This is a genomic window from Fuscibacter oryzae (genome assembly GCF_016765795.1).
Taxonomy (GTDB): domain Bacteria; phylum Pseudomonadota; class Alphaproteobacteria; order Rhodobacterales; family Rhodobacteraceae; genus Fuscibacter; species Fuscibacter oryzae.
Window position 1 is genome coordinate 26461 of the sequence record NZ_JAESVP010000003.1, and the last position, 15324, is coordinate 41784.

At 62.0% G+C, this 15324-nt stretch carries 10 protein-coding genes; 2 read left to right on the forward strand and 8 right to left on the reverse strand.

Translation table 11 applies throughout. The features are described 5' to 3' along the window. Positions 1-140: 140 nt before the first annotated feature. Positions 141-4199 (forward strand): Hint domain-containing protein, encoded by a 4059-nt coding sequence (locus JI744_RS06070; protein ID WP_202658818.1) that lies wholly within the window; start codon positions 141-143, stop codon positions 4197-4199. Here JI744_RS06070 and JI744_RS06075 read toward each other — a convergent pair. The 8 genes from JI744_RS06075 to JI744_RS06110 all read right to left on the reverse strand — a co-directional run bounded on the left by JI744_RS06075 (position 4185) and on the right by JI744_RS06110 (position 13760). After that, positions 4185-4781: a nucleotidyltransferase family protein gene (locus JI744_RS06075; RefSeq protein WP_202658819.1), complete on the reverse strand. Its 597-nt coding sequence runs from the start codon at positions 4779-4781 to the stop codon at positions 4185-4187. The two genes, JI744_RS06070 and JI744_RS06075, sit on opposite strands and share 15 nt — an antisense overlap. Before the next feature lie 50 nt (positions 4782-4831). Beyond that, complete coding sequence (locus tag JI744_RS06080) at positions 4832-7258, reverse strand: GcvT family protein (RefSeq protein WP_202658820.1); 2427 nt, start codon at positions 7256-7258, stop codon at positions 4832-4834. A gap of 161 nt (positions 7259-7419) precedes the next feature. Beyond that, on the reverse strand, positions 7420-8724 hold the full coding sequence (locus JI744_RS06085) for a branched-chain amino acid ABC transporter permease (protein WP_202658821.1): 1305 nt from the start codon (positions 8722-8724) through the stop codon (positions 7420-7422). Between the two features lies 1 nt (position 8725). Further along, positions 8726-9730: a branched-chain amino acid ABC transporter permease gene (locus JI744_RS06090; RefSeq protein ID WP_202658822.1), complete on the reverse strand. Its 1005-nt coding sequence runs from the start codon at positions 9728-9730 to the stop codon at positions 8726-8728. Positions 9731-9734: 4 nt separating this feature from the next. Beyond that, positions 9735-10448: an ABC transporter ATP-binding protein gene (locus tag JI744_RS06095; protein ID WP_202658823.1), complete on the reverse strand. Its 714-nt coding sequence runs from the start codon at positions 10446-10448 to the stop codon at positions 9735-9737. Then, complete coding sequence (locus tag JI744_RS06100) at positions 10441-11232, reverse strand: ABC transporter ATP-binding protein (protein WP_202658824.1); 792 nt, start codon at positions 11230-11232, stop codon at positions 10441-10443. Before JI744_RS06100 ends, JI744_RS06095 begins: the two co-directional genes overlap by 8 nt. 121 nt (positions 11233-11353) lie before the next feature. After that, positions 11354-12556: an ABC transporter substrate-binding protein gene (locus tag JI744_RS06105; protein WP_202658825.1), complete on the reverse strand. Its 1203-nt coding sequence runs from the start codon at positions 12554-12556 to the stop codon at positions 11354-11356. A gap of 157 nt (positions 12557-12713) precedes the next feature. Next, positions 12714-13760 carry a GlxA family transcriptional regulator gene (locus tag JI744_RS06110; protein ID WP_202658826.1) on the reverse strand — a complete coding sequence of 349 codons (1047 nt, stop codon included), beginning with the start codon at positions 13758-13760 and terminating at the stop codon, positions 12714-12716. Positions 13761-13913: 153 nt separating this feature from the next. On the opposite strand from JI744_RS06110, the gene JI744_RS06115 reads away from it, so the two are divergent. After that, positions 13914-15284, forward strand: a complete 1371-nt coding sequence (locus tag JI744_RS06115) for a class II 3-deoxy-7-phosphoheptulonate synthase (protein ID WP_202658827.1) — start codon at positions 13914-13916, stop codon at positions 15282-15284. Positions 15285-15324 lie beyond the last annotated feature (40 nt).

Here is a 15324-nt window from a genome sequence, read left to right on the forward strand (position 1 = left end):
CGCGCGCCCGAATTGCGCCCCGCTTTGTTCACCAATGCACGGTAAATTCCGTTCTGTAGAGGTGATTGCGGCGTATCGGAGCAGCGGAAAAGGGCGAGGCCCGACCCGTGCCGCATCGCCAAGTGGTGGGGGTGTGGTGCATGGCGACGATGAATTCAGGTCTGGGGGGAACCGCCGGATATGGCGAGCAGTCCTTCAAGACCTCGACCGTCACCGGCAGCCTGGACGATGGCTATGTGAATGTGAACATCTCGTCGGTCTTTGGATCGACGGGGGCGAACATCAATGGCACCGGCTACAGCTCTATCTATATCAGCACCAATGGTCTGATCACGTTCCAGTCGGGTGTTACCGCTTACACGCCCGCTGCGCTGACCACGCTGAACCAGCCTGCCTTGGCGCCGTTCTGGACCGATGCCGATATCAGCAAAGGCGGTGACATCTATTGGGATCTTGATCCGGCAAGCGGCAAGGTCACCATTACCTGGCTGAACGTCGCGCCCTATCAGGGCACCGGGACGAACAGTTTTCAGGTCGTCCTTACCGCCACGGGCGGCGGGGATTTCAGTGTCGATTACATCTACGATCACATCAATTACACCAACGGCTATGCTGGAAACGCGACCGCCGGGTTTTCCAACGGGGTAACACAGACGCTGTTGGAGGGGTCGGGCAACGCCACCTTCTTGGCCACCTATGCCGCAAACGATTTCGACACCAACGATCCGTTGGGCGTCTATGGCATGAATTACGAGGCGGGCGCCGCCTTTACCGGTGACGGTATTGTTGATGGCACCGCTGGCAACGATCTGATCGACACAAGCTATGTCGGTGACGTGGGCGGCGACCGGGTCGATGCCAATGACGCCACCGGATATAGCGGCACGACCGGAAATGGAGACTATATCCGCGCCGGTGCAGGGGACGATACGGTCAGCTCTGGCCTTGGCAATGACATTGTTTTCGGCGGGGCGGGCAACGATTCCATTTCGGCCGGATATGGCAGCGACACGGTTGATGGTGGCACCGAGAATGACACGATTGACGGCGGTTCAGGCAATGACAGCCTGGAGGGCGGCGCCGGCGACGATGTGATCTATGGCGGTGCCGCTGGAGCAGGCACCACCTATACCGCCTCTTACACCAAGGTTACGACCGCAACCCAGACGGTCACCGGCACGTCGGGGCGCCCCAACTTTGCGGTGCGAAGCGTTTCCAACGACAATGACCTGACGACCGGCACCAACACCGGCGTGACCGGGTTCCGCATCGGCAACGGCGATTCCACCGAGACGCATACCCACACGGCCTCGTCACAGGTAAGCGGCGGGCAGATCCTGTTCAACGGGGTCGACACGACCGAATTCATGACGATCCAGATTGATGGTGTGACCATCAACCTGAATACCGCGATTGCCAATGGCACAGTCACCTTCAGCGGCGCATCTACCTATGGGGTGAACGCCTCGGGGCAGATCTATCGCTCAACGGGCACAACAGCCAATCCGACGGCGGTCGGTTCGCTGGTAATCAACGTGCCCTATACCTCGGTGGCCGTGCTGGCGACGGGCACGAACACCAATGGCGCGACATCAGGGTTCTATTACGAGTATTACGTCAACACCCAGCCACTCAATATCGCGGCGGAAGCAGGCGGAAATGACACCCTGTCGGGCGGGTTGGGCAATGACCTCCTCTATGGCGGCGACGGCAATGATTCGCTGTCGGGGGGCGACGGCAATGACCAATTGTTCGGTGGGCTGGGCAACGACAGCCTGCTGGGTGACGCTGGCAACGACACGCTCTCTGGCGATGATGGCGATGACACGCTGTCGGGCGGCGACGGCAACGATTCCCTTTTGGGCGGTCTGGGCAATGATACCCTGTCGGGGGACGCCGGAAATGACACGCTGTCGGGTGGCGACGGCAACGATTCCCTTTCGGGTGGCACCGGCAATGACAGCCTGAGCGGCGATGTCGGGAATGACACCCTGTCGGGTGACGATGGCGATGACACGCTGTCGGGTGGTGATGGCAATGACCAGCTGTTCGGAGGGCTGGGCAACGACAGCCTGCTGGGCGACGCTGGCAATGACACGCTGTCGGGCGGGGATGGTAATGACCGTCTGTTCGGAGGCACCGGCAATGACAGTCTGCTGGGTGACGCCGGGAACGACACGCTTTCTGGCGGTGACGGCGATGACACATTGTCGGGCGGCACCGGCAATGACAGCCTGAGCGGCGATCTGGGCAACGATTCCCTGTCTGGCGACGATGGCGATGACACGCTGTCTGGTGGCGACGGCAATGACCAGTTGTTCGGCGGGATCGGCAACGACAGCCTGCTGGGCGATGCGGGGAACGACACGCTGTCGGGCGGCACCGGCAATGACAGCCTGAACGGCGATCTGGGCAACGACAGTCTGCTGGGCGACGATGGCGATGACACGCTGTCGGGTGGCGACGGCAATGACCAGTTGTTCGGCGGGATCGGCAACGACAGCCTGCTGGGCGATGCGGGGAACGACACGCTGTCGGGCGGGGATGGTAATGACCGCCTGTTCGGAGGCGCGGGCAGCGACAGCTTGCTGGGTGAAGCTGGCAATGATGTCCTGTTTGGCGGGGACGGCGATGACACGCTGTCGGGCGGCACCGGCAATGACAGCCTGAACGGCGATCTGGGCAACGATTCCCTGTCTGGCGACGATGGCGATGACACGCTGTCGGGTGGTGACGGCAATGACCAGCTGTTCGGCGGGTTGGGCAACGACAGCCTTCTGGGCGATGCCGGAAATGACACGCTGTCTGGTGGCGACGGCAATGACCAGTTGTTCGGAGGCACCGGCAACGACAGTCTGCTGGGCGACGCGGGGAACGACACGCTGTCGGGTGGTGACGGTGATGACTCGCTGCTGGGTGGTGATGGCGCGGATCTGCTGTATGGCGGTCTTGGCAGCGACAGCCTGAGCGGGGGCAATGGCGACGATACACTGGTTGGTGGCGCGGGCGCTGATACCCTTTCGGGGGGGCAGGGCCAGGACTATGCCGACTACTCGGCCTCTTCCGCTGGGGTCACGGTCAATCTGGACACAGGAACAGGATCGGGGGGCGATGCGGCTGGCGATGTCCTGATGGGCGTTGATGGGCTGGTCGGCTCTGCCTTTGATGATGTGCTGACCGGATATGACGGCCAGGGGACGGTCGGTGACCTGTTCACCAACATCTTTTATGGTGGCGCTGGCAATGATCTGCTGGACGGTAAGGGCGGCGACGATCAGCTTTTTGGTGGTGCTGACAATGACACGCTGATCGGCGGCACCGGCAATGACCTGTTGGACGGCGGCACAGGCAATGACGTGTTCTATGGCGGCAATGGGGCCGACACGATCTATGGCGGGCAGGGCAACGACCAGATTTATGGCGGCAGCATCGGGGATGTGGTCGATGGCGGTGAGAACACCGGCGACCATGACGTGCTGGACCTGTCAAACTGGGGCTGGCGGCTTACCAATGTCATCTATGACCAGAACAACCCCGAAAACGGCATCGTCCAGTTCCTTGACCAGAACGGAGCGGTGCTGGGGTCGATGCAGTTCTCGAATATCGAGAAGGTCATCCCCTGCTTTACCCCCGGTACCCGGATTGTAACCGACCATGGCGAGGTTGCGGTGCAAGATCTGCGCGCTGGCGACCTGATCCTGACGCGAGACAACGGGTTCCAGCCGTTGGTCTGGGCCGGAAGCCGGGTGCTGACGGTGGCCAATCTGGTTGCGCGGCCACAGCTTTGCCCGATCCGCATTGCGACGGGTGCGCTGGGCCACGGCCTGCCGGTGCGTGACATGATGGTTTCCCCTCAGCACCGGATGCTGATCGAGGGGCCGCGCGCCGAAATGCTGTTCGGCGAGGCAGAGGTTCTGGTGGCTGCAACCCATCTGACGCGGTTGGCGGGGGTGGAGCCGGTGTTTCCGCAGGGTGTGACCTATGTTCACATCCTGTTTGACGGGCATGAGATTGTTTGTGCCGACGGCGCATGGAGTGAAAGTTTCCAGCCTGCGCAGCGGATGCTGGATGGCATGGAGGCCGAGCAAGCCAGTGAAATTCTGGCGCTGTTCCCCGACCTGCCTGTGGCCGAGGTGGCTTTTCCTGCGGCACGGCTGTCGCTCAGGGCACATGAGGCGCGGGTGCTACTGGTGGCGTAAGGCGCGCCAGCGAGCCCAGTCTTCGGGTGTATCAAGGTCGGTCAGGGCGCGGTTGTCGGGCAGGGGAACCAGCCGGAGCTGGCCCTTGTGGCGCTGAAACAGCGCGCGCGCGCCCTCGTCCCCGGTCAGCAGGTTAAGTTCGGGCCGCAGCCATGCGGGCAGAAGAACCGGGTGGCCGGGTTGGCCGCTTTGGGTTGCGCCGCGCTGGATGAAATCGGGGTCGGCCCCGGCAACGGCCAGAAGGTCGGCGGTTTCCAGTTCCGGCAGATCGGCCAGCAGCAGCAGAACCGGCGCGTCGGGGGGTATGGCCGCCAGCCCCTTCTTCAGGCTTTCGGCCATACCGTCGCGGGCGCGTTCCACGGTTACACGGTCACCGCCCATCCCCTCGATCGCCCGCCAGCGGTCGGGGCGGTCGGGCGGCAGGGCCATTGTGACCGGCAGTCCGGTGGCCAGCGCGATGCGCAGACTGCGCGCGATCAGGGGCTGGCCATCAATCTGCTCCAGCAGTTTGTCGCGCGGCGCCATGCGGGAAGAAGCGCCGGCAGCCAGGATCAGGATATGGGGGATTGGGCGAAGGGTCATGCGGCCCAGTCAGCCGTAAAAGAAAAGGGGGCGCAAGCGCCCCCTTTTGGTCAGCCGCGCATCCGCGCGCCGTCGCCGTCCCACAGCGGGGCAAGGTGGACGGTGGCCTTGCGGCGCTCGCCCAGAATTTCGATCTCGCATTCCAGACCGTCCTGCACCGCATCAGCGGGCAGGAAGCCCATGGCGACCGATTTGTTGGTCCAGTGGCTGAACCCGCCCGAGGTGCAGAAGCCCACGACCGCGCCGTTCAGCCAGATCGGCTCCCATGCCACCACATCGGCATCCTTTGCATCGACGATGAAGGAAACCAGCTTGCGCTTTGGCCCCGATGCCTTTTCGGCAGTCGCGGCGGCCTTGCCGATCCAGTCGCTTTCCTTGTTCCAGCGGATGAAGCGGTCAAGCCCGGTTTCGGCGGGGGTATAATCGGGGCTGAACTCACGGCCCCAGCTTCCGAACCATTTGTCCAGACGCAGCGACATCATCGCGCGCATCCCGAAGGGGCGCAGGCCCAGATCCTTGCCGTTTTCCGACAGGATGTCCCACAGGTGGCGCACCGACATGTTGTCGCAATAGATCTCATACCCCAGATCGGCGGTATAGCTGACGCGCTGCACGATGCAGTTGGCCATGCCCACGGTCATCCGCTTCACATCCATGAACTTGAACGCCGCACCCGACACATCGCTGCGGGTGCATTTCGCCAACAGATCGCGCGCCGCAGGGCCGGCGATCTGGAACCCGCTGCGCGTGTCCGACACGTTTTCAATCGTCACGCCTGCATCAAGGTTTTGTTCAAACCAACGCTGATGCCAGCCCTGGCCGCCATAGCTGGCGGTCAGTTGGAGTTCGGTTTCCGACAGACAGGAAACGGTAAAGTCACCGATGATCTTGCCGGAATGGGCCAACATCGGGGTCAGCGACAGGCGGCCCGGTTTCGGAATGGCCCCCGCCATGATCCGGTCCAGCCAGGCCCGCGCGCCAGCCCCTTTGACCAGATATTTGCCGAAGTTCTGCAATTCGTTGATGCCCACACCCTCGCGCACGGCGCGGACCTCTTGGCTGGTCGCCTCCCATGCGTTCGAGCGTTTGAAGGTCGGCTCTTCATAGCGCGGCTGGCCGGGCAAGGCGTGGTAGTTCACCACTTCCAGCCCGTATTGCTGGCCCCAGACGGCGTTCATCTTGTCGAACACCTCATACATCGGCGTGGTGCGGAACGGGCGGGCGGCCGGGCGTTCCTCGTTCGGGTAAGACACGTTGAAGCGCATCTGATAGTTTTCGATGACCTTGGGCACGGTGTAACCGGGGCTGGTCCAGTTGCCGAACCGGCTGACATCAAAGCCGCGCGGGTCGCGTTCAACCTCGCCCTCGATCATCCATTGCGCCAGTGCCAGACCCATGCCACCGCCCTGAGAGAAGCCCGCCATCACGGCGCAGGCCGACCAATAGTTGCGCAGGCCCGGAACCGGCCCGATCAGCGGGTTGCCATCAGGGGCAAAGGTGAACGGCCCGTGGATCACGCGCTTGACCCCGGTGCGTTCCAGCACGGGGAAGCGGCGATAGGCGAAGTTCACCGAGTCTTCGATCTTGTCGAACTGCTCGTTCAGCAGCTCATGGCCGAAATCCCACGGCGTGCCGTCTACCGACCACGGCTCGCAGGGTTTTTCGTAGAACCCGATGCACAGGCCCCGGCCTTCCTGCCGCAGGTAGGATTCCCCGCCGGGGTCCATCACATGCGGGAATTCGCGGCCAGATTTCAGGATATCCATGATTTCGGGGATGTCGTCAGTCACCAGATACTGGTGCGCCATTGGCAGCAGCGGCAGGTAAACCCCGGCCATCGCGCCGATCTCCCGCGCCCACAACCCGCCCGCGTTCACCAGATGCTCGGCAATGATGGTACCCTTTTCGGTCACCACCTCCCACGACCCATCGGGGCGCGGATTGGTTTCCAGAACGCGGTTGTGCAGCACGATCTCGGCCCCGCCCATCCGCGCGGCCTTGGCATAGGCGTGGGTGGTGCCCGAAGGGTCGAGGTGACCGTCCAAGGGATCATAAAGCGCGCCGATGATGCCTTCCAGGTTGACCATGCCGTCGGTGAACTTGTTGATCTCTTCCGGCCCGAGGATCTCGGTATCCAGCCCCATATAGCGGTGCTTGGCACGTTCGGCCTTCAACTGGTCAAACCGCGCCTGATTGTCGGCCAGCGTGATGCCGCCCACATGGTGCAGCCCGCAGGACATGCCGGTGATCGCCTCCAGCTCTTTGTAAAGCCGGATGGTATAGCCCTGCAGGGCGGCCATGTTGGTGTCGCCGTTCAGCGTGTGAAAGCCGCCCGCCGCGTGCCAGGTGGACCCAGAGGTCAGCTCTGACCGTTCGACCAGCATCACGTCGGACCAGCCGAGCTTGGTCAGGTGATACAAAACCGAACAGCCGACGACGCCGCCGCCGATGACCAGAACGCGGGTATGGGTTTTCATGGGGGAAACTCCTGCAAATCTTGGCCGCGACATTGCGGGGCGGGGGCAGGGTGGTCATACGATTTTGCGACAAGATATGTCGCAAGTGGCGAATTGCCCCCCCGTAAAGCCAAAGGCCCGCGCGGGTGCGCGGGCCTTTGCCATCGTCATTGGGCAGGTGCCTATCTCTCTGGCAGCAGCCCTTTGGGCGAAAAGCGCAAGACCATCAGCAACACCACCCCCAGCGTTATCAGCCGTGTATGGGCCGAGATATCCTTTAGGCTATCTTCGGTCACCGGGAACGGCAGCACCGAGACGACATGGCGCAGAATGCCCGGCCCCAGAAACTCCACCGCCAGATACAGCCAGCCGATCAGCAACCCGCCCAGCACCGAACCCCAGTTGTTCCCCGACCCGCCCACGATGACCATGATCCAGATCAGGAAGGTATAGCGCAGCGGCTGATACGAGCCGGGGCTGATCTGCCCATCCATCGAGGTCATCATCGCGCCCGCCAGACCGACCACCGCGCTGCCGATGATGAAGATCTGCAAATGGCGACGGGTGACGTTCTTGCCCATGGCGGCGGCAGACACCTCATTGTCGCGGATCGCACGCATCATCCGGCCCCAGGGGCTGTGCAGCGCGCGCTCGCTCATCCAGACCAGTGCCAGCAGAACCAGCGTGAACAGCCCGCAATACAAAAGCTTGACCAGAATGGTTGAGGCGGTGGTGGGGTTCAGCCCCCAATCCTGCACGATGGTCAGGAACCAGGGCGCGACCTGCAAATCAACCTCGTAAGGCACGGGCCAGGGGCGCGATTCGATGCCAAGGTTCTTGACGCCGCGCGCCAGCCAGTCTTCGTTTTTCAGGACCATCAGCACGATTTCGGCAATGCCCAAGGTGGCGATGGCTAGGTAATCCGTGCGCAGGCCCAAGGCGATCTTGCCGATGATCCAGGCGGCCAGCCCGGCAAACAGTGCGCCGACCGGCCAGCCGAGGATGGCATTCCATCCCAGACCCCCGATGTTGCCGGCGCGGGTCGGATCATTCGCCTCAACCGCGGTAACGGCGGGGTCAAGAATCGTGCGGTAAACCCAGAACAGCACGATCAGATAGACCACCAGCAAAGCCGCCCGCATCCGGCCCGGTTTCATCCGGGGCCAGGCCAGAACCGCCGCCACGATGCCAACGGCGGCAAAGATCAGGGCTGCGACAATGCCCCAGCCACCGGCGGCCAGCCCCTCTGGCGCGGGCTTGGCCGCGACCAGCACAACGCCCAAGCCGCCGAGTGCGACAGAGCCGACGATGCCGGTCGAAAACAGTCCGGCATAACCCCATTGCATGTTCACACCCATGGCCATGATGGCCGATAAAAGGCCCATGGTCAGGATCGACAGCGACAGGTTCCAGCTTTGCAGAACGCCGGTCAGGATGAACAGCAGCGCCACGCCGCCAAACAGGATCGGGGTGCGATATTGGCTCATGTCACTTCCCCTTGAAGATGCCGGTCGGCATGAAGATCAGCACGATGATCAGGATGGAAAAGCTGACCGCCGATTTGTAATCGGTGGACAGGGCCTGCAACAAACCGTCGCCCAGCCAGTCGGCGGGCAGCAGATAGCCCGCAACCTTTTTCCAGGCATTGGTAAAGATCACCTCGGAAAAGGCGATGATATAGCCGCCCGCAATCGCCCCCAGGGGCGAGCCAAGGCCCCCCACCACCGCCGCCGCAAAGATCGGCAGCAGCAGGGTAAAGTAGATGAAGGGGCGATAGCTTTTATCAAGGCCGTAAAGCGTGCCCGCAATCACCGCCAGCGCCGCTGCGATGATCCATGTCACCTGCACCACCCGGTCGGGGTTGATGCCCGACAGCAGCGCCAGATCCTCGTTATCCGAAAAGGCCCGCATCGATTTTCCGGTGCGGGTGCGTTGCAGGAACCAGAACAGCGCCGCCACGCAGATCGCGGCGACAACCACTGTGACGGCTGCGGTCGATTTGATTGCCAGTGGCTCGGCCAGACCAGACCATTCCTTGAACGCCTTGGGTTCCAGCAGGAACCGCGCGCCATCGGCAAAGTTCTGTTCCTCGGTGCCGATGATCATACGCACCAGCCCGTTCATCACGAACATCACCCCGGCCGAGGCGATGACAAGGATGATCGGGGCTGCTTTTTTCTGTCGGTAAAAGCGATAGACCACCCGGTCCGTTCCGAGAACAAAGGCGGCGGTAACCGCAATCCCGAAGGGCAGGGCCAGAAGGGCCGTTGGCAGGGGCCCGGCGGAAATGCCCATCGATTTGAACCACCAGGTGAACAGGATCACAAAGGCGGTGCCAAAGGCCATGGTGTCGCCATGGGCAAAGTTGGAAAACCGCAAGACACCGAAAATCAGTGTCACGCCCAAAGCGCCAAGCGCCAACTGGCTGCCATAGGCAAGGCCCGGCACGAAGACGAAGTTGAGGAAAGCCACAAAGGCGTTGAGAATATCCATGGCCTCAGCCCCCCAGGAACGAACGGCGGACTTCGGGGTCGGCCATCAGGGCCTTGCCGGTGTCGGTGAAACGGTTTGCGCCTTGGACCAGCACATAGCCCTTGTCGGCAATCTCCAGCGCTTGACGCGCGTTCTGTTCGACCATCAGGATGGAAATGCCAGTGCGGGCGATCTCGATGATGCGGTCGAACAATTCGTCCATCACGATGGGCGAAACGCCTGCGGTGGGTTCGTCCAGCATCAGAACCGAGGGTTGCGTCATCAGTGCGCGCCCCACGGCCACCTGCTGGCGCTGCCCGCCAGACAGTTCGCCCGCCGCCTGATTGCGTTTTTGCTTCAGGATCGGGAACAGCGTGTAAATCTGTTCGATCGTGTCGCGGATCGTGTCGTCGGTGCGGATGAAGGCGCCCATTTCCAGGTTTTCCTCGACCGTCATCGAGGTGAATATGTTGTGGGTCTGCGGCACGAACCCCATGCCCTTGCGCACGCGGGCCTGCGGGGTCAGGCGGGTGATGTCTTCGCCGTTCAGCCGCACGGCGCCGCCGCGCAGGTTCAGCATGCCGAAGACAGCCTTCATCGCGGTGGATTTGCCTGCGCCATTGGGGCCGACGATCACCGCGATCTGGCCCTTTTCGACCGAGATCGTACAATTGTGCAGGATATCGACCGGGCCATAACCGCCGGTCATGCCATCACCGATCAGGAAGGGGTCAGCCATGCGCTGCCTCCTCTTTTACCTTGTTTTTCAAGCCCGTGCCCAGATAGGCCTCGATCACGCGCTCATCATTCTTGACCTGATCGACGGTGCCTTCGGCCAGAACCTTGCCCTCGGCCATGCAGATCACCGGGTCGCAGATGCGGGCTATGAAATCCATGTCATGTTCAATGACGCAGAAGGTATAGCCGCGTTCCTTGTTCAGGCGCACGATGGCGTCGCCGATGGTATTCAGCAGGGTGCGGTTCACGCCTGCGCCCACCTCGTCCAGAAAGACGATCCTGGCATCGACCATCATGGTACGGCCCAGCTCCAGCAGCTTTTTCTGCCCGCCAGAGATCATTGAGGCTTTCTGGTCGGCCAGATGGCTGATCGTCAGAAACTCCAGCACCTCATCGGCCTTGTCGCGGATACGAGCCTCTTCGTCGCGCACGCGGCTGCGGTTGAAAATGGCATTCAACAGGCTTTCGCCCGATTGGGCCGCCGGAACCATCATCAGGTTTTCGCGAACCGTCATCGAGCCGAATTCATGCGCAATCTGGAAGGTGCGCAGTAGGCCCTTGCCGAACAATTCATGTGGCGGCAGGCCGGTTATGTCTTCGCCTGCCATGAAAACCTTGCCCGATGTTGGCGGCAGGCGGCCGGCGATCACGTTAAACAGCGTGGTTTTCCCCGCGCCGTTCGGGCCTATCAGCCCGGTGATCGACCCCGCGCGAATTTTCAACGAGGCGCCATCAACGGCATGAAAGCCGCCGAAATGCCTGTGAAGGTTTTCGACCCTGATCATTCTATCCCCTGTCTGCCGCCTCTGTCCCTTTGGAATCGGGTTCCAAAGGCGGGCGGCTTTATGAATGGGCGCGGCCCGAGGTCAACCCCGGGCCGCGCCTTACTCTGCGTTCCGAGACCGCTTAGTGGTACTTCACCGTCTCGTTCTTGCTGTCCTTGACGACGATTTCCTTATAGCGGCCAGCGGCTTCGCCGTTGCCGACAAAGTTCACACCGGTTGCACCTTCATAGTTGATCGCCTTGCCAGCGGCGATCAGCTCGAGCGCCTTGCCCAACTCGCCGGGGTTGATCTTTTCGCCCGAACCATCAGCCGGACCATTGGCGATTTCCATCACCTTGTCCTTGTAAACCTTGGGGTCGGTCGATCCGGCGGCCTGCATGGCCAGCATGATCAGCGCCGCAGCATCATAGGATTCCGAAGCGTAGGACGAGGTGCTGTCGAACGGTGTCGCCAGTTTGGACGAGATGTCTTTCAGCACGGCGTTGCCATCCGCGTCGGACGAAGCGATGTCGCCATAAGACCCGTCCAGGGCAGGGCCAATGGCCAGGGGCAGCGAATCGCCGATCATGCCGCCGGGCAGGTAGAAGGTGCTGAACGCGCCCGAGTCGAGCGAGGCTTGAATGATGCCCTTGCCGCCCTGATCCAGATAGCCGGCCACGACCAGAATGTCGCCGCCTGCGGCTGCCAATGCCGCGACCTCGGCCGAATAGTCGGCCTTGCCGTCGTCATGGCTGGCGTTGATTGTGACCTTGCCACCCTTTTCGGTGAAGAACTTCGAGATGAACTCGGACTGGCCCTTGCCGAAGTCGGTGTTAGTATAGGTCAGCGCGATCGACTTGACGCCATGTTCCAGCAGGATGTCGGCAACTACTTCGCCTTCGCGGGCATCCGACGGGGCGGTGCGGAAGAACAGCCCGTCATCTTCGTCAGTGGACAGCGCGGGCGAGGTTGCCGAGGGCGAAATCATCACGATGCCATTGGGGCGCGCGACGTTTTGCAGCACGGCACGGGTCACACCCGAGCAGTCGCCGCCGATGATGCCTTTGACGCCATCAGCCGTAACCATGCGCTCTGCCGAGGCCTGCGCAACCGCAGCGTCGGTGCAGGTGGTGTCGCCGCGCACCGAAACAAAGTTCCAGCCATTGGCCGCTTTGCCCGAAGCATTCACTTCGGCCATCGCCAGTTCAGCCGCCGCAGCCATCTGCGGGGTCAGCGATTCGATGGCGCCGGTAAAGCCGATCAGAACGCCCAGTTTCACATCTTCAGCCATAGCTGCGCCCGACATCGCCGACATGGCGACCGAGGCAAGAAGCAGTTTTTTCATTGTTGTCTCCCGTGTTGGATCGTAACCCTGAGCGGAGCCTAGTCTGACCGTTTGGAAAAAGAAAGGCCTTGGCGACAGTTGGGCCAAGGCATCATTTCTTGTTTGTTTTCTTGGGATTCCGGGGCGTCATTCGCCCTTTGGTTGATCCGCGCCGCCACTAGATCGATAGGCGCACCCCAATTCCCGCCGTGCCCGGCAGGCCCTGCGTGCCGCGTTCGCGGTAAGGGGTGGTATTGTAATGGCTGCGGTAGCATTTCGAAAAGTGCGACGGGCTGGCAAAGCCGCAGGCCAAGGCGACGTTGATCACGCTCATATCCGTCTGCATCAACAGGTTGCGCGCCTTTTGCAGCCGCAGTTCCATATAATACCGCTTGGGGCTGCGGTTGAGGTAGCGGCGGAACAGGCGTTCCAGCTGCCGGGTGGACATGCCGACCTCTTCTGCAAGGTCCGAGGGCGACATCGGGTCTTCGATGTTGCCTTCCATCATCTGGATGACCTGTGAAAGTTTGGGGTGACGCACGCCGATCCGGGTGGGAATCGACAGGCGCTGGGTGTCCTGATCGGTGCGGATGGTGGAATAGATCAACTGGTCGGCCACCGTATTGGCAAGGTCTTCGCCATGATCCGCCGCGATCACCTTCAGCATCAGATCCAGCGACGAGGTGCCGCCGGCGGTGGACCAACGGTTTCCGTCCATCACGAACACCGATTTCGTCAGGCGGACATGCTCGAACTCTTCGATGAAGCCATCCTGGTTTTCCCAGTGGATCGTCGCCTTCTTGCCGTCCAGCAGCCCGGCCTTGGCCACGGTATAGGCCCCCGTACACAGGCCGCCCACCGTCACGCCGCGCCGCGACTCGCGTCGCAGCCAGTTCAGCACGCCGCGCGTGGTGGCGCGCTGAACGTCGATGCCGCCGCAGACCAGCAAGGTATCGTCGCGCTCGATCTCATCCAGCCCGATGTCCAGCCGGAAGGCCGCGCCGTTGGAGCAGGTGACATATGCACCTGGCCCGCCTTCTCCAGCCAGAACCCAGGAATAAAGCGGCTTGCCGGCAACGCGGTTGGCAATCCGCAACGGTTCGACCGCGCCTGCAAAGGACAGCAGGGTGAACCGCTCCAACAACAGGAACACAAAGCGGCGCACCGTGGCGACTTTGGCCGACTGGGTGGCCTTGATGGCGTTGGCAGGCAATGGCGTGGGCATCTTGCGACCTGAAATGTCGGATTCATGGCAGGGAAACAGGAATATCGATGTTCCGCAAGGCCCCCGGATGATCAAATTCTTCGATCACCCTTTGCATTCCGACCTTATTTCCGTATATCCCCCGACGATACCGCTAACGTAGGGGAGGCCCCCATGACCAAGGGTTGGGCAAAGTCGGACTGGCGCGCAAAGCCGCGGGTGCAGATGCCGGAGTATCCGGATGCTGCATCGCTGAATGCTGTTGAGGCGCAACTGGCCAAATATCCCCCGCTGGTCTTTGCCGGTGAGGCGCGCAAGCTGAAAAAGCAACTGGCCCTGGCGGCAGAAGGCAAGGCGTTCCTGCTGCAAGGCGGAGACTGCGCCGAAAGCTTTGCCGAATTCAGCGCCGACAACATCCGCGACACTTTCCGCGTGATGCTGCAAATGGCGGTCGTGCTGACCTATGGCGCCAAGGTTCCGGTGATCAAGGTGGGCCGCATGGCCGGCCAGTTCGCCAAGCCGCGTTCGGCGGGCACCGAGGTTGTGGGGGGCGTTGAGCTGCCCAGCTATCGCGGCGATATCATCAACGGCTTTGATTTCACTGCCGATGCCCGCATTCCCGATCCGGCGCGGATGTTGCAGGCCTATACTCAGGCCGCAGCCAGCCTGAACCTGCTGCGTGCTTTCAGCACCGGCGGTTTTGCCGATATTCACCGCGTGCATAGCTGGACGCTGGGTTTTGCCGAACATGACAAGGCAGAACGCTACCGCGAAATTTCCAACCGCATTTCCGATGCGCTGGATTTCATGAATGCGGCCGGCATCAATTCCGACACCTCGCAAAATCTGAGCCAGGTCGACTTCTACACCAGCCACGAAGCGCTGCTGCTGGAATACGAAGAGGCGCTGTGCCGCGTCGATTCGATCACCGGCCAGAACGTGGCAGGCTCTGGCCACATGATCTGGATCGGCGACCGCACCCGTCAGCCCGATGGCGCGCATGTCGAATTCTGCCGTGGGGTTCTGAACCCCATCGGCCTGAAATGCGGCCCGACCACCACGGCGGACGACCTCAAGGTGCTGATGGCCAAGCTGAACCCCGCGAATGAGGCGGGGCGTCTGACGCTGATCGCGCGCTTTGGTGCGGGCAAGGTGGGTGACAACCTGCCGCGCCTGATCAAGGCGGTGCAGGAAGAGGGGGCGAATGTCGTCTGGTCCTGCGACCCGATGCACGGCAATACCATCAAGGCGGCGTCGGGTTACAAGACACGACCGTTTGACTCGGTGCTGCGTGAGGTTCGTGAATTTTTCGGTATCCACAAGGCTGAGGGCACGATCCCCGGCGGTGTGCATTTCGAGATGACGGGTCAGGATGTGACCGAATGCACCGGCGGCCTGCGCGCCGTTTCGGATGAGGATCTGTCGGACCGTTACCACACCGCCTGCGATCCGCGCCTGAATGCCAGCCAGTCGCTGGAACTGGCGTTCCTTGTCGCCGAAGAACTGCAAGCACAGCGCGAAGGCGCGCGCCGCGTCGCGCTCTAAAGGGCCGGAAGTGTTGAGAAAGGCGGTCCTGGCGGGCCGC